This window comes from Bacillus cereus group sp. BfR-BA-01330 (assembly GCF_022663885.1).
Taxonomy (GTDB): domain Bacteria; phylum Bacillota; class Bacilli; order Bacillales; family Bacillaceae_G; genus Bacillus_A; species Bacillus_A cereus.
This window is the reverse complement of record NZ_JAKUGK010000006.1, coordinates 388,374-412,135: the sequence shown is the minus strand read 5'-3', so window position 1 is coordinate 412,135 and position 23,762 is coordinate 388,374. Positions and strand designations below refer to the sequence as shown.

The following is a 23,762-nucleotide window of genomic DNA, read 5'->3' as shown; positions in this document are numbered from 1 at the left end:
GGATTTTCTCCTCTCTATTACTTCGTGTGAAGAGCTTTTCTATTAATATATGATAGGTAAGCGTAAAGTATTATAGTTGAACTTGGTTATGCTTCACAGTTTTTATCGGGCGATCTATGAGTAAATTGTAAGTGAGCCCAATTAATACGAAAATGCCACCGATAACTTTCCCGATTGAGAGTTCATTTGTCAGGAAGAAATCAATAATAGTCCCCGCAAATAATTGTCCGATAAAGATGAGTAATGTTAAATAAAAGGCTGATATTTTAGGAGTAATATAGTTGGATAATGAAATAACGATAACGCCTACTAATCCGCCTAAATATACAGCGATAGGAATGGACTGTAACGTATGCATTGGAATATACAATGAATCTGAACTGAACATTAAAAATAACATAGAGAAAAATAAGCCAGTAATATAATTAAAAAACGTGCCTTCCCAATTGCCAATTTTCTTTGCTAAATTCGCGTTAATAATTCTAGCAACGACGATAGAAACACCAGCTAAAATAGCGATCGTAATATATAACATTTTCTTGCCCCCATTAATAAATTGTCATGATTATAATTCCAGAAGAGATGAAACATAATCCAACTAGTTTTTTCCTTTCAAACTTTGCAACTTTCATTCCTAATAAACCGAAATGATCAATAACGATGGAAGCAATGGATTGACCGAGTAAACTTAATGCGATCGTAATAGAGGCACCAAGGACGGAGAAACTTATATTGTTAAAAAGAACAGTGAATACTCCAATCGCTCCAGCACTATATAAAAAAAGTGGAATACTTTTATCAAAATGGATTTTATGTTTGTTTATGATTAAAACGAAAATAACTGCAATTAAACCGACAAGGTGAATGACAACACTTGCTGTATACTTCCCAATTAACTCGGATAAAATTCCATTCAATGGAAGCATAACGGCGATGAGCACACCAATAAAGACAGAAAGAAAGTTATACAATGTAATATCCCCTTTGTATTTCATATTTGTAATGACTGTATCATGCTGAAATTGTGTATTGTTATGACATATGTCATAGTGGAAGAAGAAAATTTTGATTACAATGGGGATGAGTTGTAAAGGTGGGGAACTATGAAGAAAGTATGTAATTCTATTAAATTAGCAGAGTATATGAAGAAAAATAATATTGATTCATTTTTTAGTCATGATATGAAGCCATATATGGAACTTATATTTTTTAAAAAGAATGAGTTTATTTGTAGAGAAAATGAAGAGATAGATTATTTATTTTTCTTCGTTGAAGGAAAAGCGAAAGCGTTTAATACATTAAGTAACGGGAAATCTGTATTATTATGCTTTTATGATAGCTTGCAGCTGTTAGGAGATGTGGAGTTAATTCATTCTCAAAAGACAACTTCAAACGTACAAGTGATGGCAGATTCATATTGTGTTGGTTTGCCTTTAGGGAAAGTGAGAAATCAACTATTTAATGATGCGAAATTTTTACGATGTATTTGCGGATCGTTAGCGCATAAGTTAAATCGGCTTTCAAAAAATAGTACAATTAATTTACTATATCCTCTTGAAAATAGACTTGCGAGTTACATGTTAGCAGCAGGAGAACGGGCAGTACAGCACGGAAATAGAATTGTATTTAGTGGGAATTTAACGGAAACAGCGGAATTGTTAGGAACGAGCTATCGGCATTTGTTGCGCACATTAAATGTTTTTTGTGATAAAGAGATAATAAAGAAGAATGATGGTTGTTTTGAAGTAGTAAACGTGGAAGTTTTGAGAGAATTGGCAGCAGATGTTTATAAATAGGAGGAGAGTATAAATGATAACACCTATATTTAGAATTTTTGATATTGAAAAAGCAAAACTATTTTACTTAGGTTTTTTAGGATTTAAACTGGATTGGGAACATCGGTATGAGGAAAATATGCCATTATATTTGCAAATTTCGTTACAGGATGCTGTGATACATTTATCAGAACATCATGGTGATGCCTCACCAGGTGGTGCGATTCGGATCAAAATAGATGATGTAAAGGATTATCATTCTGTAGTATTAAGTAAAGAATATGCTTATTCGAAGCCGAATATAGAAAAAACACCTTGGGGTACAATTGAATTAACTGTAATTGATCCGTTTTCAAATAGAATTACACTATACGAGGAAAAATTGTAGAAATGGAATGAAGAGTAGTTCATAGAGCAGTGAACTGCTCTTTTTTATTTTGAGTAGATATTGAATTATATAAAAATAAAATGTTATGATTATGGAAACGTATGAATATATGAACAAGTATTCATACGTTTAAGAGAAGGAGGGATTAGAGTGAAAGACCTAATTATTATTGGAGCGGGTCAAGCTGGATTAACAATGGGATATTACTTGAAGCAAGAAGGGTATAATTTTTTATTACTTGAGGCAGGAAAACGAGTTGGTGATTCATGGAGAAATCGATATGATTCTTTGCAGCTTTTTACCCCAAGGTCTTACAGTAGCTTGCCGGGTATGGCGTTAATAGGTGAAAAAAATGAATTTCCATATAAAGATGAAATTGCAACTTATTTAGAAGAATATGCAAGACATTTTCAATTACCGGTACAATTACAAACGGAAGTTCTAAAAATAAAGAAAGAAAAAGAAATATTTGAATTACATACTCCTACAGAAATTTTACAAACGAAAAAAGTTATTATCGCATCAGGTGCTTTTCAGCAGCCGTTTATTCCCTCAGTTTCAGCAAATCTATCATCACATATTTTTCAAATACATTCATCACAATATAAATCACCATCACAAATTCCTAAGGGAAAAGTAGTAGTAGTAGGTGGTGGGAATTCAGGAATGCAAATTGCAGTAGAACTGGCAAAGACTCATGAAGTTACGGTGTCTATTAGTCATCCTTTAACGTTTTTACCGTTACAACTTTTTGGAAAAAGTATTTTTAATCTGCTAGAAAAAGTGGGTTTATTGTACGCTGAAATAAATACAAAGAGGGGAAGATGGTTTCAGAAGAGAAAGGACCCTATTTTCGGTTTTGAAGGTAAGAAACTTATTCGTAATGGAGCAATCAAACTGCAAGAAAAAGTAGTAAGTGCATCAGGAAATAACATTATGTTTCAGAATGGTGATACTTATAGTGCAGAAAGCATTATATGGTCAACTGGTTTTGTTCAAAATTATAATTGGATTGAAATTGAACAGGCAGTGAATGAGAAAGGATTTCCTAATCATATAAAGGGAATCAGTCCAGTAAAAGGATTGTATTATATCGGTTTACCATGGCAATCTCAAAGGGGTTCCGCACTTATTTGTGGTGTAGGAAAGGATGCAGAGTATGTACTTTCTGAAATCAAAAAAATAGATCAGTAGCAATAACTACTGATCATCCATATGTACATGAATTAGGAGAGGTCAAACATTTATTAACTTTATTATAATAGATTTTCATAGAATTAAAAACTGAAAATTCAAATTTAATGTTGAGAAAGTTTTTTGTATCGAAATATATGAAAAAATAGGGATTTTTATTAAAACAGAAAAAGATATTTCTATTTTAGTAAATTATGATATAGTCTAAATAAGCGTGTTTTTCCATAAATGTAATTATTTTCATTGTAATTTTGTTTATATGAGGGAAGGAGAAGTAATTATGAAGTTTGATGATCAACGCTTACTAGGAGTCCGATTAGGTTCTGTACTTGTGACAGAGGAAAATCAATATTTAGTAATTAAGAAAAAAGATCATTATGCACTGTTAAATATACATAATTTAGAATGCACTCATGTTGAAGTGCAGTTAGAACATTTGGAAGAAATGTTGCGGGAAGATTTCCAAGAAAGTATAACGGAGATTATCGCACCAGAACATATAAAAATTGTTGCGAAAAATGTTATATAGATAAAGAAGCTGGAAGGAACAGCTTCTTTATTTTCATTATAAGGATAACGTTTTTACAACCTCACCAATGAAGTGTTTTCTTTTTTAGTTAGTTTGAAGTGAACTTTTGAAAAAATTTGTCTCGGTACATGTACATAACGCATGAGATTGTTATTAAAGAAAGGATGATTTGTTTGTTTTTAATTGGTGCATTGAAAACAAGCCAACCAACTATATCGAATAACAAATGTAGCACGATTGAAAGAACTACAAATTGAAGTAACGTATTTAAAAATCTTTTCATAAAGTGTCCCCCTAAAATAATAGGTTTTATTAACAGTTTGATATAGTGATATTATACATTAAATGTTTATTATGGTAAAATTTACATAAGTTAGTGGAATAAAGAAAATGAAAGTTAGTAAGGGGAAACATTCATGGAATTCTGGATGGTTATACTGATAGTAGCTGTTGGTTTCATTTATATCGCTGAAAAATTAACTACAATTGAAAAGAAAAATGATGCGCGTTTAAAGAGAATTGAAGATAGATTACAATTAATTACGAAAGAAATGGGAATTATAGAAAGAGAACCTGAAATTAATAAAGAACTACGCCAGCTTGTAGAAGAAGGCAAAAAAATTACAGCAGTTAAGAGAGTAAGAGAAGCTTTTGGTTTTTCCTTACTAGAAGCGAAGCAATATGTTGATAAATTATAAAAAAGATCATCCATTTGGGTGATCTTTTTTACTGCACCATGCGTGTATTTACATAAGCCGCGATTATAAAGTGTCCAATTAGAGTGATAGGAATAACGATTGTGACATTAGGCGTAGTGAAGACACTACCGATTGTCGCAATGACACCAGCAATTAAATTATAAAGACCTACTATTTTTGATAGTTTCACTTTATCAGGCACGCGGCGTTCGTTGAATCCTGATAAGAGCCAAGTGTACTGCTTTACTCCGATGAAATAAGCTAGTGCAAATGAAATGATTGCTACTATAAATAGTGTTGGTGAAGCGAAGAGAGTCATTGCAAACACCTCCGTTAATGGGCTATAAATAAATTATAGTCCGAATGTTATAATTTAACAAAATATAATTTTGGTTTTAAGTGTAATAGAAAAATGGAGTATTGATAATGAGGGGAGATTAAGTATGAATATTGTGGAGTTTCAGAGGTATGTATCAAATTTCAGTAAAGAAAAAGGATTTCAAGATACAACAATTGAAGAGCGTACGATATATACGATGGCGGAATTAGGTGAATTAGCGGAAGTCATATTAAAGCGTGATACAATACAAGATGCGAAAAGAGAAATCGGTTTAGAAATGTTTGATGTAATTTGGAATGTATGTGATTTAGCAAATAAATTAAATATTGATTTAGAGAAGGCGTTTAAAGAAAAAATGAAAATTAATAAAAAGCGTGAATGGTAAGTAGAATTTTAATTTGTAAAGATGGGTGATATGAATGAAAAAGAAGCTTTTTATAGGAGGAACCTTTACTTTAATTAGTGTAATAAGTGTTGTCGTTTACTTAGTTTTTCAAGGCATATTCATTCCGAATCAAATAAGTGCTGATAAGTATGAAATAAAAGGTGTAGATGTCGCATCGTATCAAGGGGATATAGATTGGAGAGAGTTAAAAAAGCAAAATATGAAGTTTGCGTTTATAAAGGCGACTGAAGGAAGTTCGTTTGTGGATGAGTACTTTTCGAAAAATTGGAGGAATGCGAATAAGACAGATATACGCATCGGAGCGTATCATTTTTTTAGTTTCGATAGTAAGGGCGAAACACAAGCAGAGCAATTTATACGAACTGTTCCAAAATATAAACAAGCACTGCCACCCGTGATTGATGTTGAGTTTTACGCTAACAAAAAAGATAATCCGCCTAAGCGTGAAGATGTTACGAAAGAGTTGGCGGTCATGATTGAAATGCTAGAAAAACATTACGATAAGAAAGTAATATTGTATGCAACGCAAGAGGCATATGATTTATATATAAAGGATGCGTATCCAAAATGTGATATATGGATTCGTAGTGTTTTTACAAAACCGAGTTTATCTGATGAGAGAAAATGGACGTTTTGGCAATACACGAACCGCGGGAGATTAAGCGGTTATAATGGAAAAGAAAAGCATATTGATTTGAATGTATTTTATGGGAATGAGGAAGAGTTTGAGAGTTATGGAATGAAAGATTAAGTTTTAAAGCGTACAAAATTTTGTACGCTTTTTTGTTAATTACATAAAAGTATGCAAATGAAGATGGAACAAACATTTGAGATGAATTGTCTAATATAGGTAATAACTATTTAGCTTGAAAGAAAGGGTTGATAACATGAAAAAGAATACGTTGTTAAAAGTAGGATTATGTGTAAGTTTACTAGGAACAACTCAATTTGTTAGCACGATTTCTTCTGTACAAGCATCACAAAAGGTAGAGCAAATAGTAATCAAAAATGAGACGGGAACTATTTCAATATCTCAGTTAAACAAGAATGTATGGGTTCATACGGAGTTAGGTTATTTTAATGGAGAAGCAGTTCCTTCGAACGGTCTAGTTCTTAATACTTCTAAAGGGCTAGTACTTGTTGATTCTTCTTGGGATAACAAATTAACGAAGGAACTAATAGAAATGGTAGAAAAGAAATTTCAGAAGCGCGTAACAGATGTCATTATTACACATGCGCACGCTGATCGAATTGGCGGAATAACAGCGTTGAAAGAAAGAGGCATTAAAGCGCATAGTACAGCATTAACCGCAGAACTAGCAAAGAACAGTGGATATGAAGAGCCGCTTGGAGATTTACAAACAATTATGAGTTTGAAGTTTGGCAATACAAAAGTAGAAACGTTCTATCCAGGGAAAGGACATACAGAAGATAATATTGTTGTTTGGTTGCCACAATATCAAATTTTAGCTGGAGGCTGTTTAGTAAAATCTGCGGAAGCTAAAGATTTAGGAAATGTTGCGGATGCGTATGTAAATGAATGGTCTACATCGATTGAGAATGTGCTGAAGCGATATGGAAATATAAATTCGGTAGTACCTGGTCATGGAGAAGTAGGAGACAAGGGATTACTTTTACATACATTGGATTTATTAAAATAAGAAATTGTAGAAATACAAAAGAAAGGAGAAATAATTTTCTCCTTTCTTTCTTCTAACTATATTTAAATGCTGAATCTGTCGATTACGTCAGCATATATTACTGAGATTTTAATTCCAAGTATACAAATACTAGTACTGTCATAATTGCAATAACAACGTAAGTAGCATCAAGCATTATAAGTGTTTTTAAAGTTTCAGTCATCGTAATTCACCCCTGTTATAAAAATATAACATGATCTTTTTATTGATTAGATTAGAGATCATAAAGATAAAATGTATATGAAATTTCTTAAGTAGCTTCTATATAAATATATCATATAAATAATGTAAGTAATGTTAAGATAGTGTAAATGTATTGTAAATAAAGAGGTTTACAATGAAGGCTTTAATAAAAAAATGATAGTTCCTTAAAATAAAAAATACGCTATTTTCATATGAGATGAATTGCAATTATTTGTATAAGGGATTCAAAAAAATTTTTTCGTTGTATATATTTCTCCAAATTAATTATTTAGCTATTTAAAAGTATCGAAAGATGTGTGCACACTAATGTATATTTTTTGGATGTCAATAAAAGTATTATGTCAACAATATGAACTGTCACAAATCTTTATATATTATTGTGATTGATATCACATCACTTTTTTTCAATGGGTATTATGCTTAAGGTGTAATGAATGATTGGGAGAGGGTGGGATGATATGTTTTGTTATCAATGTGAACAAACGCCAACAGGCGGATGTAAAGTAATGGGTGTTTGTGGCAAGAATGAAACGATTGCGAGTTTACAAGATACGATTGTGTTTGGGCTAAAAGGAATTGCAGCTTATCGCACACATGCTGCTCAGCTAGGGTATACGGATGCATTTGTAGATGCTACAACACAAGAAGCTTTATATATGACATTAACAAATTCTAACTTTAACGAACAAGAGCATATTGATATGGCTATGAAAGTTGGGAAATCAGCTTTACGGGTGATGGAGTTATTGGATGAGGCACATACGAATCATTTTGGTGTGCCAGAGCCTGTACAAATTACACAAAATCGTGTAGAAGGTAAAGCAATTGTAGTTACGGGCCATAATTTATTTGCATTAGAAGAACTATTAAAGCAAACAGAAGGAAAAGACATTAATATTTATACACATTCTGAAATGCTACCAGCACACGGATATCCGCAGCTGAAAAAATATAAACATTTAAAAGGAAACATCGGCAAGGCATGGTATGATAAAAGACGCCTTTTTGAAAAATTTACTGGTGCCATATTAGCTACAACGAACTGTGTTATGCCAATTAAAGGATCGTACTCTGATCGATTCTTTTCATATGATATTGCAGGTTTAGAAGGTGTACAAAAAATTGAAAATGATAATTTTACACCATTGATTCAAAAAGCGCTAGAACTTCCAGAAGTACATATGGAGTCAGATGAACAGTTAGTGACAGGCTTTCATCATAATACAGTATTGTCATTAGCTCCAGAAATTATTGATGCAGTAAAAGAAGGGAAAATAAAGCGTTTCTTTGTTATCGCCGGTTGTGATGCACCGGGAAAAGGCGGAGAATATTATCGTGAATTAGCAACGTCGCTTCCGCAAGAAACAGTTATTTTAACAACTTCTTGCGGAAAATTCCGCTTTAATGATGTAGATTACGGTGTTGTACCTGGTACGGAAATTCCGCGTTACATTGATTTAGGACAGTGTAATAATTCCATTTCTACAGTGAAAATAGCGGCTGCATTAGCTGATGCTTTCCAATGTGAGGTGAATGAATTGCCAGTAAGTATTGTGCTATCATGGTTTGAACAAAAAGCGGTTGCCATTTTACTCGGGCTATTTAGTCTTGGGATTCAAGATATTCGCATCGGTCCAAAGGCTCCTGAATTTATTTCACCTGGCGTGCTTGATGTATTACAAGAAACATTTGGTTTAAAACTAATTACAAATGCAGCAGAAGACATAGGTATGATGTTATCGTAACAAAAAAATGATCTGTCTTATTAAATAAGAAGAGCTAGCCATATTTATTAACTTTGGTATAGTATAGTGCCCCAAAACAAAAATGTAGAATTTTTATTTTGGGGTAGTTTCTTTTCTTAGTGGGATAGGTATGGGGAAATTAAAAAAAGAAAACAGGCTGTATCGAATAGGTAATAGTTGATTTTAGAAAAAAATATAAAATCGAGTTGACATTCATCGCTACTTAGTCATACAATGTAGTTGTAATAAGCAATACTGAGTAGTGTTGTTTCTCAAAATATTTTCAGTAGACAATAGGTAATAGCGGATTATAGAAAAAATTTGAAAATCAGTTGACATTCATCGCTACTTAGTCATACAATGTAGTTGTAATAAGTAATACTGAATAGTGTGGTTTTACTCAAAAACTATTCAGTAAAAAATTCGCCTTAGTACTCTGTGATACTAAATATAAGTCAGACAGAATAGGGGGTAAAGGAGGATCAGGACATGGAAAATTTAACTGAAATGCTGAAAGGTTCACTGGAAGGGTGTGTACTGGAAATCATTAGTCGCCGTGAAACGTATGGCTATGAGATTACCCGCCACCTGAATGATCTTGGGTTTACCGAAGTTGTGGAAGGTACGGTGTATACCATCCTCGTACGATTAGAGAAGAAAAAGCTTGTGAATATTGAAAAGAAACCATCAGATATGGGACCGCCTCGTAAGTTTTATTCATTAAATGAAGAAGGCCGCCAGGAGCTTGAATTGTTTTGGGAAAAATGGGATTTTGTATCGTCAAAAATTAACGTCTTGAAGTCAAAATAGGTTCATAAGATAAAATGTTCCGGCCGATACTTTGGAAATTTCTTGTTCGGTTTTATAAAAAAGGAGGAAAATAAGATGTTAGAAATGTTCAAAAAGTTAATTGGTGATAAAAAAGAGTACAAAATGATGATGGCACGAGTTGAGGCTCTGCCAGAGGACTACCAATTTGTATTTAAGAAAATTCAAAACTACATGTGGAATTTTTCAGCGGGTAACGGGATGGATATGTTACACATACAGTATGAATTAATCGATTTGTTCGAAGCGGGTGCAGCGGAAGGAAGACAAGTGCTTGACATTACTGGGGATGACGTGGCTTCCTTTGCTGACGAACTAGTGGCAAATGCTAAAACTTACGTCTCCAAGTATCGTGAAGATTTGAATGAAAGTATTATGAAGAAATTGAGAAAAAAATAAATGGAATAATTAGTACCGACTGATTAGCTGGTTACACATATGAATTGCCATCATAGCTATTCAGTTATATTTTTAACTCGGTACTAAGTAATACAGAATATCGGTGATACTAAATAGATAGAGGTAAATAAATAGTCTTCGCAAAACATTTTTATAGGGAGGAAAAAAGTATGAGTCATGCAGCGATTTCTGTAAAAGGCTTGAAAAAATCCTTTAAAGACAAGGAAGTTTTAAAAGGGGTAGATTTTGAGGTGCAGCGTGGAGAAATTTTCGCGCTGCTAGGCTCAAATGGAGCGGGAAAGACGACAACGGTCAACATCCTTTCGACACTAATGAAGCAAGATAGCGGTAAAGTAAGTATTTGTGGATTTGATGTACAGAGTCAATCAGATCATGTTCGTCAAAGTATCAGTTTGACAGGGCAGTTCGCAGCTTTAGACGGTATGCTGACTGGGAGGGAAAACTTGATAATGATCGCCAAATTACGTGGTGTTTCCAATCCCGCTCAAGTTGCTGACAATCTACTTGCAAGATTTAGTCTGACTGATGCGGCAAACCAAAGGGCAGATCAGTATTCAGGCGGGATGAAGCGCCGGCTTGATATCGCGATGAGTTTGATTGGGGCGCCAGCAGTTATTTTTCTTGACGAACCAACGACTGGACTTGATCCTGAAGCGCGAATCGAAGTGTGGGATACAGTCAAGGAACTTGCTGGTAGCGGTACAACTATTTTGCTTACGACTCAGTACTTGGAGGAAGCAGAACAACTGGCAGACCGTATCGCTATTTTGCATGGCGGAAAAATTATTACGACAGGTACTCTTGCTGAACTAAAAGAGATGTTCCCGCCAGCAAAAGTGGAGTATATCGAGAAGCAACCGACATTGGAAGAAATATTCCTTGCGATCATTGGCAAAAAGGAGGAGATGTAAATGAAAAGTAAAACAGGTGTATTACTAGGTCGTTTAATGCGTAACATTATGCGCAGTCCGGATACAATTATTACAGTAGCGATTACACCGATTATGATGATGCTATTATTTGTCTACGTGTTTGGCGGCGCAATAAAAACTGGAACGGAAAACTACGTTAATTATTTATTGCCGGGAATTTTGCTAATGGCTATCGCATCCGGTGTAGCTTACACTTCCGTGCGACTCTTTATGGATGTAAAGAGTGGGCTGATGGCACGTTTCATTACGATGCCTATTAAGCGCTCATCGATATTGTGGGCTCACGTTCTAACCTCTCTGGTTGCTAATGTACTTACTATCGTGGTGGTTATTCTTGTTGCACTCTTAATGGGTTTCCGTTCCAGTGCTAATATTCTAGATTGGCTCGCGGTAGCTGGGATACTTGGGATGTTTACGCTGGCGCTAACATGGCTAGCTATCATTCCAGGATTGAAAGCGAGGTCTATGGAAGGGGCGACTGCTTACTCGTACCCGCTAGTTTTTCTTCCATTTATTAGTTCGGCCTTTGTGCCTACCGAAACGATGCCAAAAATTGTTCGTGCGTTTGCAGAGAATCAGCCTGTAACTTCAATCGTGAATGCGATTCGTGCTCTTTTATATGAAGGAACTGTTGGAAACGATATTTGGATTGCGCTCGCTTGGTGCGTAGGTATAATGATTATTTCTTACTTTTTCGCCAGTAAAGCATTTAAACGTCAGTTAGGGTAAGAAACGAGATAAACGAAACCTTCAGGAATAATATATATTTAGAAAAGCACGGGAGATTTTCCGTGCTTTTATTATTTATCATGCTCTCATTGTAGTAAATGAAATGGTATTTAAAAATAGAATAATTGTCCATAAAGCTTAATATTTGAGGCTCACTGCTTATGGAATGTATAAGCACACTCGTTTTTGTAAATCTGCTAATACTTCATCGGGAATTTCTTTGATTTTAATATCCTTCCCTAGAAAAAGCAGCCAATTTATTATTTCCGTCATTTCATCGGGATTGTTAACATTGATAAAAGTTTGTAAAATGGCTGTGGATTGGTAAGGATTAGTATAAGATATTGAAATTTTTAAAGGATGGTATTTTTTGAACTGGGCAATTGCTGTCGGACCAAGTTCAAATACAAGGTTAATTGCTTCGTCCTTCTTACTTAGTTTTTCTAAAATCTTTTTCTTATTTAGCCTTTTGTTCGTCGTGTATGGTTCGATATTAATGAGATCATCGACAGGAAACATCATCTTCTTTTCTTTTTTTAAGTCAAACCCTTCAATGATCCAATGGCTTTTTTCTTGATAAAGGTGCAATAGATAAATTGGATAAGACTTGATTTCTTCATCTTCTTTCATAGTAATCAATAAATGGTTATCCAAAAGAAGGATTTGAATGAGTTTTTCTAACATAGGATGGGGGAGATCAGAAAGCTCAAGTAGATCGGGATTATGAGGGTTAGTCCCTTGGAAAAGCAAGAGTTGATTTAAAAGAACGAGATCATCTTGCTGGGTTTCTGAGATGAGTCCTAGTAGTTTTTCGGCTAAAGATTGACGACTCTTTAGGTAGGGAAGTTGTTGATTCCTTGTAGCCATAAAGGCAATAAAAAGAGCTTTCACTTCATTATCAGTAAAGCGAACAACGGGCAGGATAGAGTTGTGCATAACAAAATATCCCCCGGTCCTCCCAACTTCAGCGACAAGTGGCATTCCCATAGCTTCAATTTCTCTAATGTCTCTAATAGCTGTCGACCGTGATATGTTAAATTCTTGTATAATTTCAGAAATTGTAAAGTGAGAGCGGTTGTTGATATACCGCATAATTGTATTAATCCGTTCAACTTTTTTCATTTTAGTCTCCTAAACAGTATCATTTTTTGACATGGTTTAAAGGTATTATAAACGTATCAGATGAAAAGATAAATCGTTTGATTAATAAAAAAAGAGGCAGGTTTTGAATATGAAAAATTATTCTATAGAAGAAAAAGATAGCTTTATTGTGTTAGGTATTGGAACTGAAATTAAGAGTGAATACACAGACTTTGCTGGAATAAATAAAGAAAAGGAAGACTTTTGGTCGGCTGTTAAAGAAGATGGAAGGCTGGACACTTTAAAAGCTTTAGCTACAAATGAATACATTTTTTCCGTGAGCGAAGCGGTGAATAACAAAATGATGTATTATGCGGGTGTCATGACAGAAGCACAAATAGAAGAAGAATCTAGAGTGATTCAGTTTCCGAGGGGAGAATACTTAGTAGTGAAAGGGGAAGACAAAACGGCTAAAGAGCTAAGTAATAAGCTTACTGGCATCGCCTTCGGTCAAGCTTTACCAGAAGCAAAGGATTTTGCCTACGTTGGTGGACCGAATACAACGGTTGAGATGGGACAGAGAAATGGCTTAGTATTTGGTGAAATGTGGATTCCGGTTGTTAGGAAGTAAAGTGATAAAAGGTGCGAATATAGAAAGTAGAGGCTAACGATCTTGTATTGTTGGCCTTTTTGAAATGAATATAATATTCATATACTGCTACACAGTATGTTCTGATGAAATGGAATAAAAGGGAATTGCTGTAAGGTGGTGGCAGATTGAATAAAAAAAGATTATTTGAGCTATTCATAGTAACGTTTGTTTTTCTATTCCTTCATGTAAGTACATTTACTAATGAAAAATTTAACGATAAATTGGGATCTTTTACTTATATTGTTTTATTTCTTATGCTTACTATCAACGCTATATTTATAGAAAGGTATTTTGGTGATATACAAAAGTGGATTCGAAATATTACATGTTGCTTTGCTTTATTTGTAGTGGTTTTAGTAGCTCTATGGATAGGTTATTTTTAGTCCTTACTTAAGAGAATGAGAAATATGTGATTACACTACATTTGATCCGATACTATTACTTAGCTGCATCGGTTTATATTAATCTTTTCTCTCCTCAATCATGATAAAATGTACAATAGGAAATTTTATGTAAGATAAAGAAGGAAGGTTTATGGTGAGCCTGAGTACTTTGCTAGCTTTTGCGCTTGTTTTACTTAGTATGGTTTGTTCACCTGGGCCTATTTTGATTTATCTTATTTCTCGTTCCATTACACAGGGGCGTATGACAGGATTTATTTTTTTATTAAGCATCATGCTTGGATTTGTAATTCATATAAATGAAGCAACTTTAGTATTCACTCAAAAATCCATTGTCTATGAAACAACTAGATTTGTAAACGGCTTTAATAGAAAGATGTCTATTGTATTTTTTGCGGCAAGATTAAATAGCTTTTTTGTTACTTTACAATAAAGTATACTTAATATCAGTAATTCATGTAATTAGGGGTGGTTTCTATATTTAGAGAAAATACAAAAAGGATACTTCTGTCATTAGTAACAAATCCAATACTAATAATTGTATACGGAATTTTTTGTTATGAGTTGGCCTTATACTGTAAGTACGGAAGAATGAATTATAATATTTACATTTTGTTATTATGTATAGTACTTTTTATATCCATAACTATATTTACTACAATGCGGGTGATAAAAAATAGAGAATATGAATCTAAAAAATTAACAAATTCAATAGCATGGAGATCCATTTCTATTATCATTATTGTTGCAATTACATCATTTTATGGGATGCAGATTTATAAAAGTGCAATAAATTACAATGGTAAATTGGCATGGTTTATAGAAAAGTTAAAACATGAAAGGTCAGTTAAACTTAAACATAATAATATATATAAGTCTGGAGTAGAAGGTATTTTTGAAGATATAAATAAAAAATATCCTTTGCCAAAGAAATTGTATATGGCAACTGATTTTGATCTTACATTTCATTCAGATGGAACAATCACAGCGTTTGATACATTTGTTTATGGGAAAAATGATGATGGGAAAGAAGAAACTTATTTAATCTCTTATAATAAGAAGAAGTCAGAAGATATTACTATAATACGAGACGGATACGCAAAGCCTGATTATAATGATGATAAATTAGTAGAACCTTTAATTGAAACGGTTAAGGCGATTCCAGTTAAGCAAACGGTTAGAAAATGGAATGAAAGTAAGTATGGGTTGATTTATTATGGAAAAAGAAATTGGGGATCCAATACAGAGGGAATTATTAATATTACTGAGGATGGTAAGGGACAGAGTCTTAAAAAAGCAGCTTCTGATATCATTGGATATACTGTATCTATATTTGTCCCTGGAAAAGAGCAAGAGCTAGTCCCTGCTAGATATAATTTAATAAGTGACGCAAGTTGGAGTAAATCAAAGACGCCTCCAAAAGAAGATATGCTTAAAGAGAAGAAACAACAAGATTTAAAGAATGAAAAAGAACAGTTTTTCCTATCGAAAGAAGTTGGTTATAAACTAAATATGACAGATAAAGCATTAGGGAGCGCCTTTTATTCATTAAGCAAGACTAGTGATGAAGGGAAAACATGGGAGGTTATCAATCCAGACCCATTTAATGGGGGGATTGGTAGTGTATCAGGAATCACTTTTATAAATGATAAACTTGGGTTTTTAGGAGCAATTAGGCCTTCTGGTAATGAAGGAGAGTTATATCGCACAGATGATGGGGGAGTATCTTTTAAAAAGGTAGAATATCCGCCGCATGAAGTGAAATTAGATCATACACAGTCCACAATAAGTCCTTTTGATTCACCTAGTATGCCATATGAGAAAGATGGGGTTTTTAATATGTTAGTTGGACAAGGGGCAGATGGAGACTACAATGGCGATAGTAGTGCACTTTATCAATCAAAAGATAACGGAGAGACATGGGAATTTGTAGAAGAAGTGAAAAAGAAATAATCAGAATTTTTTTGAAAAATAAGGTAACTACTTAGCTATACATTTCATTTAGAAGTTTGGTAAGGAGTATAATTCCAGCCATGAAGATAAAAATGGACCTATACCTCGCTGCCTTTCTTTCTTTGTTTTATTTCTTATGCTTACTATCAACGCTATATATAGAAAGGTATTTTGGTGATATACAAAAGTGGATTCGAAATATTACATGTTGCTTTGCTTTATTCGTAGTAGTTTTAGTAGCTCTACGGATAGGTTACTTTTGAATCCAAAGATTGCTATTTTGTATGTATCACTTCTACCTCAATTTGAAGATCCAGAGAAGGGATCGTTGCTTTTTCAAGGTGCAGTTTTGGGACTTACGCAAATCACTGTTAGCTTTATAGTTAACCTTGTAATTGTATGTACAGCAAGTAAAATTGCAAAATGGTTTGGCACACGCCCGACGTGGCTACGAGTACAGCTTTGGCTTATGGCAAGTGTTTTAATGGGGCTTGCTGTACGTCTTGCTTTTGAACGTCGACAGTAAGAGCCTCTTTACCTTCAGTTTCTATAATATAACCTAATAAATATTAATATAATTTATGTATAGTAGATATTTACCTTATAAAATAAGGGGGGAATATTATGACTGAGACAAACGAATCTTTAGAAGTTAATTTGAAAAAAGATGTGAAGTTTTCTATTATAATTCCTGCGCATAATGAAGAAAAGTACATTAGAAAATGTTTAGATTCAATTGCAAAGGCATCAGAGGCATATAAAGAGCAAACGGAAGTTATAGTTGTTTTAAATCGTTGTACAGATAAAACAGAGGAAATAGCAAAATCTTATAATTGTGTTACATTGAAAAATAACGATAAAAACTTATCTAAAATTCGAAATGCAGGGGCTAAAATAGCTAGTGGAGAAATAATCGTTACTATAGACGCTGATACCATAATGACAGAGTCTATGTTGTTTAATGTGGATAAATATTTAGCTTCAGGTACATACATTGGTGGTGGGGTGAATGGTAAGTTTGAAAGAATATCTTTAGGAATATTTCTCTCCGCAATGTTAATCATAATCCCCTTACTTTTTAAGTACGGAGCTATATCTGTAGGGATTTTTTGGTGCTATAGAAAAGACTTTATGGCAATCAACGGATTTAATGAAAACATGCTTATGGCAGAAGATGCAGATTTCGCTAAACGTTTAAAAGAGTGGGGAAAGAAAAAAAATAAGAAATTCGGTACTATTAAAAATGGAATGATAACTTCATGCAGAAGATTTGATACATATGGAGACTGGACTTTACTTAAAAATCCAAAAGTAATTTTAGCTTATCTAAAAGGAAATGATAGAAAATACGCAGATAAGACATATTATGATAACCAAGAAAGATAAAAATGGAGAAAATCAGAAGAGGATAGCTAGTACTTTTTTAGATATAATGAGAATCCAACTTAATTTAATAGATATTATAAGAAAACCACCAATTTGATTATCCTTTTTCAAATTGGTGGTTTTTATTTTTGAAATAAATATGTATTTTTTTATGAAAATATTTTTTGACCCCCATAAAACTATGTATTCCTCCGAATATGTATAGTGAAGAAAATAAATAGAAGAAAAATGACTATGAAAGAATATAAAGCATTAATAAAATTACTAGATTAGGTGGGCATCCAAAATAAAAGGATGAAATTACCAATGGTATAGAGGAGAGTTATTCAAGGATTGCAGATAAAATAGAAAAAGAATAAGCAAAACGAACGGTAGAAAATAAGAAAGTAGATAAAAATACAAACCTAACTGTAGTGCCGAGAGAAAAGGAAAATCATTAAGAAAACGTTGGAAAAAGTTAGACTCGAAAAATATAACTAACAGCAAGAAAACAAGACCGAAGAAAAGTACCAAGAAAATCTGGTTAAATGGTCACTTTTGTAGTGGCCATTTTGCTATTTGAAGGAGGCTGGGAGATTACAAGTGTTGAGTTTAGTAATGAAGATCTTAAGAAAACCGAAAATAGAAGATATCGTATATAACATACAAAACAACGAAGCAGATAAAGAAGCATTTATCGTACAGTATCAGCCTTTTATTAGAAAATCAATTTCATCTGTCTGCCGCCGATATATTACAGAACAGGATGATGAATATAGCATTGGATTGTTTGCGTTTAACGAAGCAATTGAACAGTATTCCTATACAAAAGGAAAATCCTTTTTAGCGTTTGCTGATCTTCTTATAAAAAGAGATGTAATTGACTATATACGTAAGGAGTCTAAACATAACTTTGTCTTTTTAAAAGAAGATGAGCAAGAGGAAATGTTAGAAATGCAAGTGTCGCTTACAGAGTATATGAAAGAGATGGAAAATAGTAACCGTAAGGAGGAAATTCTTCATTTTCAAAGTGTGCTAGCTGAGTTTAAAATCACATTCTCAGAGCTTGCTAAAGAATCTCCTAAGCATCGTGATACGCGTGAGCACTTAATAGAAATTGTAAAAATTATTATAAAAGAAGAGGAAATGATGGAAGAGCTGTTCCGAAAGAAAAAGTTACCGCTTAAACATATTGAACCGCGTGTTAGGGTAAGTCGTAAAACGTTGGAACGACATAGAAAATACATTATTGCAATGTGTATTATTTTTGCAAACAACTATACATATATTCTGGATTACATAAGAGGGGAAAAGCATGATGAATAAAGGAATTGTGATGGATATAAAAAAGCATAGCGTAGTTGTTTTAACACCAAATGGAGAGTTTATTACGTGTAAAAGAAAAGGGGATTCTTGCATGATCGGGGAGGAAATCTCATTTGATGAGCAAGAACAAAAAGCATCGCATTTTTCGATCCCTTCCTTTCTAAAACCTGCATCAATACTTGTTGCTTGTTTTCTATTTGCAGTGCTGTTTTTCTACAACCAACCAGAAGAAAAAGTATTTGCTTACGTCTCAGTTGATATAAATCCAAGTTTAGAGGTGAGCGTAACGAAGGATTTTCGTGTTATAGATTTACAGGCTTGTAATGATGATGGAAGGCGTATTTTAAAAGAATTGAAGCAATGGGAAAATAAACAATTACAAGAAGTAATACGTACTATTATAAAGCAAAGTCAAGAGGATAAGTATTTAACGAATGATAAGCAAGTTATGCTAACAGCAGTTGCAAAGGACAAGGCGCTAGAACCACAGTTAGAAAAGGCAATGAAAGAATTGAAGAAAGAATATGAGTTAAAACATATTACAGTTGAATATCAAAGTAGCACGATGCAAGTACGAGAGAATGCTAGAAAAGCTGGAATTGGCACAGGTGTCTATATAAAGCAAGAGAATGAGAAAAACAAATCGCTTACTCCTCCTGCCACGCCGCCTAATCCGGTGGAAAATGAAGAAGAGGTGCAATCACAGCCGGAGTCATCTCCTGATGCATCAATGGATTTATCTCCTGTAAAAGAAAAAAAATATGAAAAGCAAGAGCAGAAAGAACAAAAGAAAACAGAGGGACAGCCATCGAAGCAAATAAAAGAAAACAATGGAAGAGGATCTCAGCAAGAAAATAGAGGGAATCAACAGGAGAATAACAGTAGAGAAGCTCAACAAGGAAATAATGGGAATCAGCAAGGGAACAACGGAAGAGAATCACAACAAGGAAATAATGGAAATGGGCAAGGGAACAACGGAAGAGGATCACAACAAGGGAATAATGGAAATGGGCAAGGGAACAACGGAAGAGGATCACAACAAGGGAATAATGGAAATGGACAAGGGAACAACGGAAGAGGGTCTCAACAAGGAAATAATGGGAACGAGCAAGGGAACAACGGAAGAGGGTCTCAACAAGGGAATAATGGAAATGGGCAAGGGAACAATGGAAGAGATCCTCAACAAGGAAATAACGGGAATCAGCAAGGGAACAATGGAAGAGGATCCCAGAAAGAAAATGACGGAAACGAGCAAGGGAACAACGGTAGGGGGTCTCAACAAGAAAATAGAGGCCACCAGCAAGGGAATGAAAAGAAGAATCAATAGAATATGGAAGTGAGAGATTCATTTCAAAGCTAAAAGGATTTCTCTCGCTATTGTGGGCAGTAAAACTCCCATCTCAAAATTTGGCTGGAGCAAAGAAGTTAGGTGGGAGTTGGGCTGCTTGTAAATGCCCAATTGGTGAGGGCTGATTAAAGTTGCACTTTATTATTTTATAGTTCTATTAAGAAGGAGTATGTGAAAAATATAATGGAGAAAAACATTCAACAAGAGAAAGATAAAGAAAAACCTGTTTTTTATGATCCGAAAGGAAGGAGAAACATAGCCTTTATTTCGTTTCTATGTATCTCAATAGTTAGTGTAGGTGTTTTATTTTATTTTTTCTTTCAAAGTATTTTTTCAACACCAGAAATTCCAAATATGAATACCGCTGTACAACAAGATACTAAACTTGTACCAATTAATCAAAAACTTAGTGATCAGCAGTTAAAGAAGGAAGAATTTAACCCAAATACCGGAACGAAGGATAATGAAAATTTGGTGAATCCGCCGAAGGATAGTAAACAACCTAAAGAAGTGTATGGTTTTTATGTAAACTGGGATGAAAATAGTACCGCTTCTTTAAAAGAAAATATCGATTCCTTAACTACGTTAGTACCAGAGTGGTATCATTTAAAAGCAGATTTAACGATTAGAAGTGAAATCAAACCTGAGATAGTAAAGTTGGCAGAAAAAAATCAAGTGAAGATTATGCCTTTGCTTACTAATTATACTGAGGAAGCTTCTGGTCCTGATAGTGGGCTAATTCATAAGTTACTGAATTCCTCAAATGATGTAAAGACAAAGTTTATTAATGATTTAGTAAGCCAAGTTAAAAAGAATCATTTTTCAGGAATTAATATTGACTTTGAGGCCGTACCTGAAAGTGATAGAGAAAACTTAACAAATTTTATGAAAGAACTTACTACGGAATTTCATCAACATGATTTGCTCGTTACACAAGATGTTCCAGCTAATGATAAGGCTTTTGATTATAGTGCGTTAGCAAAAATAATAGATCGAATGATTGTAATGATGTACGATGAGCACTATGGAGCCGGGGAACCAGGACCAATTGCTTCAAATAAGTGGTTCCAACATACATTGAAAGAACTGAATATTCCGTCTAATAAACTTATAGTTGCTTTCGGTAACTATGGGTATGATTGGGAAGTAAATAGTAAAGAAGCTGCGAAATCTTTAACTTTCTCAGAAGTTATGGCAATGGCTCATGATTCAAATATGAAAATTCAATGGGATAAGATTAGTGGGAACCCTTATTTTAGATATAAAACAGGAGAGAAAGAACATACTGCTTGGTTCTTAGATGGCGTTACTCTCTATAATCAAGTGAAAATCGCAATGGACAATAATGTAAATGGATTTGCGCTATGGAGATTAGGAGCAGAAGATCCTACAATATGGAACGTTTTAAAAAATCCGATTGAGGTACAAAAAAATCCTAATGTATTACATAAAATCAATAGTTTAGATGAAGTAAATTATTCTGGACAAGGTGAAATTTTACAGATTGAGAATGAAAGAAAAAATGGATTGAGAGATTTTAAAGTAGGCAAAGATGGTTACCTTACAGATGAAGTATATCAATCCTTACCATCTGCATATGAAGTGCAACGATATGGAAAACCAAATGGGAGACAAGTAGTATTAACATTTGATGATGGACCAGACCCGAAATATACGCCAGAAATTTTAGATATATTAAAAGAGAATCAAATAAAAGCTGCTTTTTTTGTACTTGGTGAAAACGCACAACTAAATACTAGTATTGTAAAAAGAATATACGATGAAGGGCATGAAATTGGCAATCATACTTTCAAGCATCCTAACATAGCTGATACGTCTTTACTGCGAACGAAAGTAGAACTTAATACGACGCAACGTTTAATTCAGGAAGTAACTGGACATTCTACGGTTTTATTTAGACCGCCATATGAAGCGGATGCTAACCCGGATTCATCAAATGAAATATTGCCTATTTTACGTGCACAAAATATGAACTATACAATGGTAGCGGAAAAAGTTGATCCCGAAGACTGGGCAACACCATCAACAAATGAATTAGTAAAGCGTGCTCTTAATCCCATTTATAAGGGAGAGGGAAATATTATTCTTCTCCATGATGCGGGAGGGAATCGTACACATACAGTAGAGGCGCTCCCAATCATTATTAAAGACCTAAAAAAGCATGGATATAGTTTTGTAACAATTTCAGATTTAATGAATAAAGAACGAGATGAAATTATGCCTCCTGTTTCTTCTGAGGGGAAGCAATATTTACTTTACAATAAAGCTGTCTTTTCAGGAGCGGGATACTTTAAACATATATTAACTACTATTTTTTATATTGCTATTGGATTAGGGATTTTTCGATTTTTATTCTTAATTTATTTTGCATGGAAGCAGAAAAGAAAAACGTTATCTCGCTATATTAATTCGTCTTATCAACCTTTTGTTAGTGTTGTCATAGCGGCATATAATGAAGAAAAGGTGATAGCCAAGACGATTCACTCAATTTTGAATAGTAATTATAGAGAATTTGAAGTTATTGTTGTGGATGACGGATCGACAGATGGTACGTCAAAAGTAATGAAAGAAACATTTTATAAACACCCTAAAGTTCGTTTCATTCAGAAAGGAAATGGCGGGAAATCATCGGCAATGAACCTAGGGTTTCAACAATCGCGAGGAGAAATCATTGTCACTTTAGATGCGGATACTATTATTGCGCAAGACGCTATTTCTTTAATGGTTAGACACTTTGAAGATCAGAATGTAGCTGCAGTTTCAGGTAATGTCAAAGTGGGGAATAGACGGAATTTGTTAACTACTTGGCAACATGTTGAGTATATTACAGGGTTTAATTTAGAACGTAGAGCTTTTGATGAGTTAAATTGTATTACAGTAGTTCCAGGAGCTATTGGGGCGTGGCGCAAGAAGAATGTAGTTGAATCTGGATATTTAAGCGAAGATACATTAGCAGAAGATACCGATCTTACTATTACATTTTTACGTCAAGGGCATAGAATTGTATATGAAGAAAAAGCGCATGCTTTTACGGAATCACCTGAGGATGTGAAAAGTCTCATTAAACAGCGATATCGTTGGTCATATGGTACACTTCAATGTCTTTGGAAACATCGAAAAGCGTTGTGTAATTCAAAACATAAAACGTTAGGGTTTATTGCACTGCCTAACATGTGGTTATTCCAATATGTTCTGCAATTCATTGCTCCTTTTGCAGATATATTAATGATTATAGGACTATTTAGTAGTAATCCGCTAAAAGTTTTAGGATTTTATTTTGTATTCTTTTTAATGGATCTTTTCGCTTCTCTGTTCGCATTTAAATTAGAGGAAGAAAATCCGAAACCATTAGTATGGTTAATTTTACAACGTTTTATTTATCGTCAATTTATGACTTATGTTGTCATTAAATCTATATTCTCATCGCTTCGAGGAGTAGCGGTAGGGTGGAATAAACTAAAGAGACTGGGGAGTGTTAAACATTCCACGGAACATAAGGAGGCATCATAAAAGAGCGGACTATCTGCTCTTTTTTTCATTAGTTTTAGTTAGTTGAATGTAGAGTTGTAGCATAAAAACTGCTGCTTCTATAACGAGATTCCTATTCATTATGAATAGTGAGACAGTATGTTAAGCTAATCCTTTAGTTTCGGATTAAAGTTTTTTTATATTTTTTTAAAATGACGGACATAAAAACGCATATACCTTCGAATTATATATATGGATAA

General features: G+C 33.8%; 25 protein-coding genes and 3 pseudogenes. 23 read left to right on the top strand and 5 right to left on the bottom strand.

All coding sequences use genetic code 11. From position 1 onward, the window contains the following. Positions 1-70: 70 nt before the first annotated feature. Both MR112_RS19510 and MR112_RS19505 read right to left on the bottom strand, forming a co-directional pair. Positions 71-535, bottom strand: a complete 465-nt coding sequence (locus MR112_RS19510) for a DMT family transporter (RefSeq protein WP_086401982.1) — start codon at positions 533-535, stop codon at positions 71-73. Between the two features lie 13 nt (positions 536-548). Continuing rightward, positions 549-995, bottom strand: coding sequence for a DMT family transporter (locus MR112_RS19505; protein ID WP_140161671.1), 447 nt, complete (start codon positions 993-995; stop codon positions 549-551). Positions 996-1,103: 108 nt separating this feature from the next. On the opposite strand from MR112_RS19505, the gene yeiL reads away from it, so the two are divergent. The 4 genes from yeiL (at position 1,104) to MR112_RS19485 (ending at position 3,886) form a co-directional block, all read left to right on the top strand. Beyond that, positions 1,104-1,796 (top strand): transcriptional regulator YeiL, encoded by a 693-nt coding sequence (yeiL, locus tag MR112_RS19500; protein WP_075678090.1) that lies wholly within the window; start codon positions 1,104-1,106, stop codon positions 1,794-1,796. Positions 1,797-1,809: 13 nt separating this feature from the next. Next, on the top strand, positions 1,810-2,163 hold the full coding sequence (locus MR112_RS19495; RefSeq protein WP_000632406.1) for a glyoxalase superfamily protein: 354 nt from the start codon (positions 1,810-1,812) through the stop codon (positions 2,161-2,163). Positions 2,164-2,313: 150 nt separating this feature from the next. Continuing rightward, positions 2,314-3,357 carry a flavin-containing monooxygenase gene (locus MR112_RS19490; RefSeq protein ID WP_242245223.1) on the top strand — a complete coding sequence of 348 codons (1,044 nt, stop codon included), beginning with the start codon at positions 2,314-2,316 and terminating at the stop codon, positions 3,355-3,357. 280 nt (positions 3,358-3,637) lie between these two features. Further along, on the top strand, positions 3,638-3,886 hold the full coding sequence (locus MR112_RS19485; RefSeq protein ID WP_000666948.1) for a hypothetical protein: 249 nt from the start codon (positions 3,638-3,640) through the stop codon (positions 3,884-3,886). Between the two features lie 88 nt (positions 3,887-3,974). Here the strand turns inward: MR112_RS19485 and MR112_RS19480 are convergent, their stop codons facing one another. Beyond that, on the bottom strand, positions 3,975-4,169 hold the full coding sequence (locus MR112_RS19480) for a hypothetical protein (protein ID WP_242245222.1): 195 nt from the start codon (positions 4,167-4,169) through the stop codon (positions 3,975-3,977). A gap of 133 nt (positions 4,170-4,302) precedes the next feature. On the opposite strand from MR112_RS19480, the gene MR112_RS19475 reads away from it, so the two are divergent. Beyond that, on the top strand, positions 4,303-4,584 hold the full coding sequence (locus MR112_RS19475) for a hypothetical protein (protein ID WP_000397724.1): 282 nt from the start codon (positions 4,303-4,305) through the stop codon (positions 4,582-4,584). Between the two features lie 28 nt (positions 4,585-4,612). Here the strand turns inward: MR112_RS19475 and MR112_RS19470 are convergent, their stop codons facing one another. Continuing rightward, positions 4,613-4,903, bottom strand: coding sequence for a DUF3784 domain-containing protein (locus tag MR112_RS19470; RefSeq protein ID WP_000171773.1), 291 nt, complete (start codon positions 4,901-4,903; stop codon positions 4,613-4,615). A 124-nt stretch (positions 4,904-5,027) separates the two neighbouring features. Here MR112_RS19470 and MR112_RS19465 point away from each other — a divergent pair, with 124 nt between their 5' ends. The 8 genes from MR112_RS19465 (at position 5,028) to MR112_RS19430 (ending at position 11,888) form a co-directional block, all read left to right on the top strand. After that, positions 5,028-5,309, top strand: a complete 282-nt coding sequence (locus MR112_RS19465) for a MazG nucleotide pyrophosphohydrolase domain-containing protein (protein ID WP_001028132.1) — start codon at positions 5,028-5,030, stop codon at positions 5,307-5,309. 34 nt (positions 5,310-5,343) lie between these two features. Continuing rightward, positions 5,344-6,081: a glycoside hydrolase family 25 protein gene (locus tag MR112_RS19460; RefSeq protein WP_078188015.1), complete on the top strand. Its 738-nt coding sequence runs from the start codon at positions 5,344-5,346 to the stop codon at positions 6,079-6,081. A 136-nt stretch (positions 6,082-6,217) separates the two neighbouring features. Then, entirely contained in the window at positions 6,218-6,991 is a 774-nt protein-coding gene (gene bla2 / locus MR112_RS19455) for a BcII family subclass B1 metallo-beta-lactamase (RefSeq protein WP_078188016.1), read from the top strand. A 701-nt stretch (positions 6,992-7,692) separates the two neighbouring features. Next, complete coding sequence (hcp, locus tag MR112_RS19450) at positions 7,693-8,979, top strand: hydroxylamine reductase (protein WP_242245221.1); 1,287 nt, start codon at positions 7,693-7,695, stop codon at positions 8,977-8,979. A 489-nt stretch (positions 8,980-9,468) separates the two neighbouring features. After that, entirely contained in the window at positions 9,469-9,789 is a 321-nt protein-coding gene (locus MR112_RS19445; protein ID WP_000429487.1) for a PadR family transcriptional regulator, read from the top strand. 75 nt (positions 9,790-9,864) lie between these two features. Continuing rightward, on the top strand, positions 9,865-10,206 hold the full coding sequence (locus MR112_RS19440; protein ID WP_000891986.1) for a DUF1048 domain-containing protein: 342 nt from the start codon (positions 9,865-9,867) through the stop codon (positions 10,204-10,206). Positions 10,207-10,376: 170 nt separating this feature from the next. Next, positions 10,377-11,138 (top strand): ABC transporter ATP-binding protein, encoded by a 762-nt coding sequence (locus MR112_RS19435; RefSeq protein ID WP_242245220.1) that lies wholly within the window; start codon positions 10,377-10,379, stop codon positions 11,136-11,138. Continuing rightward, complete coding sequence (locus MR112_RS19430) at positions 11,139-11,888, top strand: ABC transporter permease (RefSeq protein ID WP_075678096.1); 750 nt, start codon at positions 11,139-11,141, stop codon at positions 11,886-11,888. Positions 11,889-12,047: 159 nt separating this feature from the next. Here MR112_RS19430 and MR112_RS19425 read toward each other — a convergent pair whose 3' ends face one another. Next, positions 12,048-13,010 (bottom strand): helix-turn-helix transcriptional regulator, encoded by a 963-nt coding sequence (locus MR112_RS19425; RefSeq protein ID WP_063225552.1) that lies wholly within the window; start codon positions 13,008-13,010, stop codon positions 12,048-12,050. Positions 13,011-13,119: 109 nt separating this feature from the next. Between MR112_RS19425 and MR112_RS19420 the strand changes: the two genes are divergently transcribed. The 10 genes and pseudogenes from MR112_RS19420 to MR112_RS19375 all read left to right on the top strand — a co-directional run bounded on the left by MR112_RS19420 (position 13,120) and on the right by MR112_RS19375 (position 23,544). After that, positions 13,120-13,599, top strand: coding sequence for a GyrI-like domain-containing protein (locus MR112_RS19420; protein ID WP_002041563.1), 480 nt, complete (start codon positions 13,120-13,122; stop codon positions 13,597-13,599). Between the two features lie 146 nt (positions 13,600-13,745). Next, positions 13,746-14,003: a DUF3963 domain-containing protein gene (locus MR112_RS19415; protein ID WP_001036214.1), complete on the top strand. Its 258-nt coding sequence runs from the start codon at positions 13,746-13,748 to the stop codon at positions 14,001-14,003. Between the two features lie 151 nt (positions 14,004-14,154). Further along, positions 14,155-14,320 (top strand): annotated as a pseudogene (locus MR112_RS19410) (LysE family translocator); the annotation flags it as partial. A gap of 169 nt (positions 14,321-14,489) precedes the next feature. Then, positions 14,490-15,974, top strand: a complete 1,485-nt coding sequence (locus MR112_RS19405) for a WD40/YVTN/BNR-like repeat-containing protein (RefSeq protein ID WP_370658492.1) — start codon at positions 14,490-14,492, stop codon at positions 15,972-15,974. Between the two features lie 121 nt (positions 15,975-16,095). Then, a pseudogene (locus tag MR112_RS19400) lies at positions 16,096-16,237 on the top strand (DUF3963 domain-containing protein); the annotation flags it as partial. Continuing rightward, positions 16,231-16,500: pseudogene (locus tag MR112_RS19395) on the top strand (LysE family translocator); the annotation flags it as partial. The pseudogenes MR112_RS19400 and MR112_RS19395, both read left to right, overlap by 7 nt. A 98-nt stretch (positions 16,501-16,598) precedes the next feature. Next, a complete protein-coding gene (locus MR112_RS19390) occupies positions 16,599-17,360 on the top strand; it encodes a glycosyltransferase family 2 protein (RefSeq protein ID WP_078186969.1) in 762 nt (253 codons plus the stop codon). Positions 17,361-17,942: 582 nt separating this feature from the next. Next, positions 17,943-18,665, top strand: coding sequence for an RNA polymerase sigma factor SigI (sigI, locus tag MR112_RS19385; protein ID WP_242245219.1), 723 nt, complete (start codon positions 17,943-17,945; stop codon positions 18,663-18,665). Continuing rightward, on the top strand, positions 18,655-19,992 hold the full coding sequence (locus MR112_RS19380; protein WP_078186967.1) for an anti-sigma factor domain-containing protein: 1,338 nt from the start codon (positions 18,655-18,657) through the stop codon (positions 19,990-19,992). The genes sigI and MR112_RS19380 overlap by 11 nt, the downstream gene beginning before the upstream one ends. 204 nt (positions 19,993-20,196) lie before the next feature. After that, positions 20,197-23,544 (top strand): trifunctional glycoside hydrolase family 18/polysaccharide deacetylase/glycosyltransferase family 2 protein, encoded by a 3,348-nt coding sequence (locus tag MR112_RS19375; RefSeq protein ID WP_242245232.1) that lies wholly within the window; start codon positions 20,197-20,199, stop codon positions 23,542-23,544. Positions 23,545-23,762 lie beyond the last annotated feature (218 nt).

What these genes read in the sequence shown, in the direction of transcription:
- MR112_RS19485 (WP_000666948.1), top strand. Translation starts at nt 3,638, where the DNA reads ATGAAGTTTGATGATCAACGCTTACTAGGAGTCCGATTAGGTTCTGTA.
- MR112_RS19475 (WP_000397724.1), top strand. Translation starts at nt 4,303, where the DNA reads ATGGAATTCTGGATGGTTATACTGATAGTAGCTGTTGGTTTCATTTAT.
- MR112_RS19505 (WP_140161671.1), bottom strand. Translation starts at nt 995, where the DNA reads ATGAAATACAAAGGGGATATTACATTGTATAACTTTCTTTCTGTCTTT.
- MR112_RS19430 (WP_075678096.1), top strand. Translation starts at nt 11,139, where the DNA reads ATGAAAAGTAAAACAGGTGTATTACTAGGTCGTTTAATGCGTAACATT.
- MR112_RS19510 (WP_086401982.1), bottom strand. Translation starts at nt 535, where the DNA reads ATGTTATATATTACGATCGCTATTTTAGCTGGTGTTTCTATCGTCGTT.
- MR112_RS19440 (WP_000891986.1), top strand. Translation starts at nt 9,865, where the DNA reads ATGTTAGAAATGTTCAAAAAGTTAATTGGTGATAAAAAAGAGTACAAA.
- MR112_RS19380 (WP_078186967.1), top strand. Translation starts at nt 18,655, where the DNA reads ATGATGAATAAAGGAATTGTGATGGATATAAAAAAGCATAGCGTAGTT.
- MR112_RS19460 (WP_078188015.1), top strand. Translation starts at nt 5,344, where the DNA reads ATGAAAAAGAAGCTTTTTATAGGAGGAACCTTTACTTTAATTAGTGTA.
- MR112_RS19375 (WP_242245232.1), top strand. Translation starts at nt 20,197, where the DNA reads ATGGAGAAAAACATTCAACAAGAGAAAGATAAAGAAAAACCTGTTTTT.
- MR112_RS19495 (WP_000632406.1), top strand. Translation starts at nt 1,810, where the DNA reads ATGATAACACCTATATTTAGAATTTTTGATATTGAAAAAGCAAAACTA.
- MR112_RS19390 (WP_078186969.1), top strand. Translation starts at nt 16,599, where the DNA reads ATGACTGAGACAAACGAATCTTTAGAAGTTAATTTGAAAAAAGATGTG.
- MR112_RS19480 (WP_242245222.1), bottom strand. Translation starts at nt 4,169, where the DNA reads ATGAAAAGATTTTTAAATACGTTACTTCAATTTGTAGTTCTTTCAATC.
- MR112_RS19420 (WP_002041563.1), top strand. Translation starts at nt 13,120, where the DNA reads ATGAAAAATTATTCTATAGAAGAAAAAGATAGCTTTATTGTGTTAGGT.
- MR112_RS19425 (WP_063225552.1), bottom strand. Translation starts at nt 13,010, where the DNA reads ATGAAAAAAGTTGAACGGATTAATACAATTATGCGGTATATCAACAAC.
- bla2 (WP_078188016.1), top strand. Translation starts at nt 6,218, where the DNA reads ATGAAAAAGAATACGTTGTTAAAAGTAGGATTATGTGTAAGTTTACTA.
- yeiL (WP_075678090.1), top strand. Translation starts at nt 1,104, where the DNA reads ATGAAGAAAGTATGTAATTCTATTAAATTAGCAGAGTATATGAAGAAA.
- MR112_RS19470 (WP_000171773.1), bottom strand. Translation starts at nt 4,903, where the DNA reads ATGACTCTCTTCGCTTCACCAACACTATTTATAGTAGCAATCATTTCA.
- MR112_RS19445 (WP_000429487.1), top strand. Translation starts at nt 9,469, where the DNA reads ATGGAAAATTTAACTGAAATGCTGAAAGGTTCACTGGAAGGGTGTGTA.
- MR112_RS19465 (WP_001028132.1), top strand. Translation starts at nt 5,028, where the DNA reads ATGAATATTGTGGAGTTTCAGAGGTATGTATCAAATTTCAGTAAAGAA.
- MR112_RS19435 (WP_242245220.1), top strand. Translation starts at nt 10,377, where the DNA reads ATGAGTCATGCAGCGATTTCTGTAAAAGGCTTGAAAAAATCCTTTAAA.
- hcp (WP_242245221.1), top strand. Translation starts at nt 7,693, where the DNA reads ATGTTTTGTTATCAATGTGAACAAACGCCAACAGGCGGATGTAAAGTA.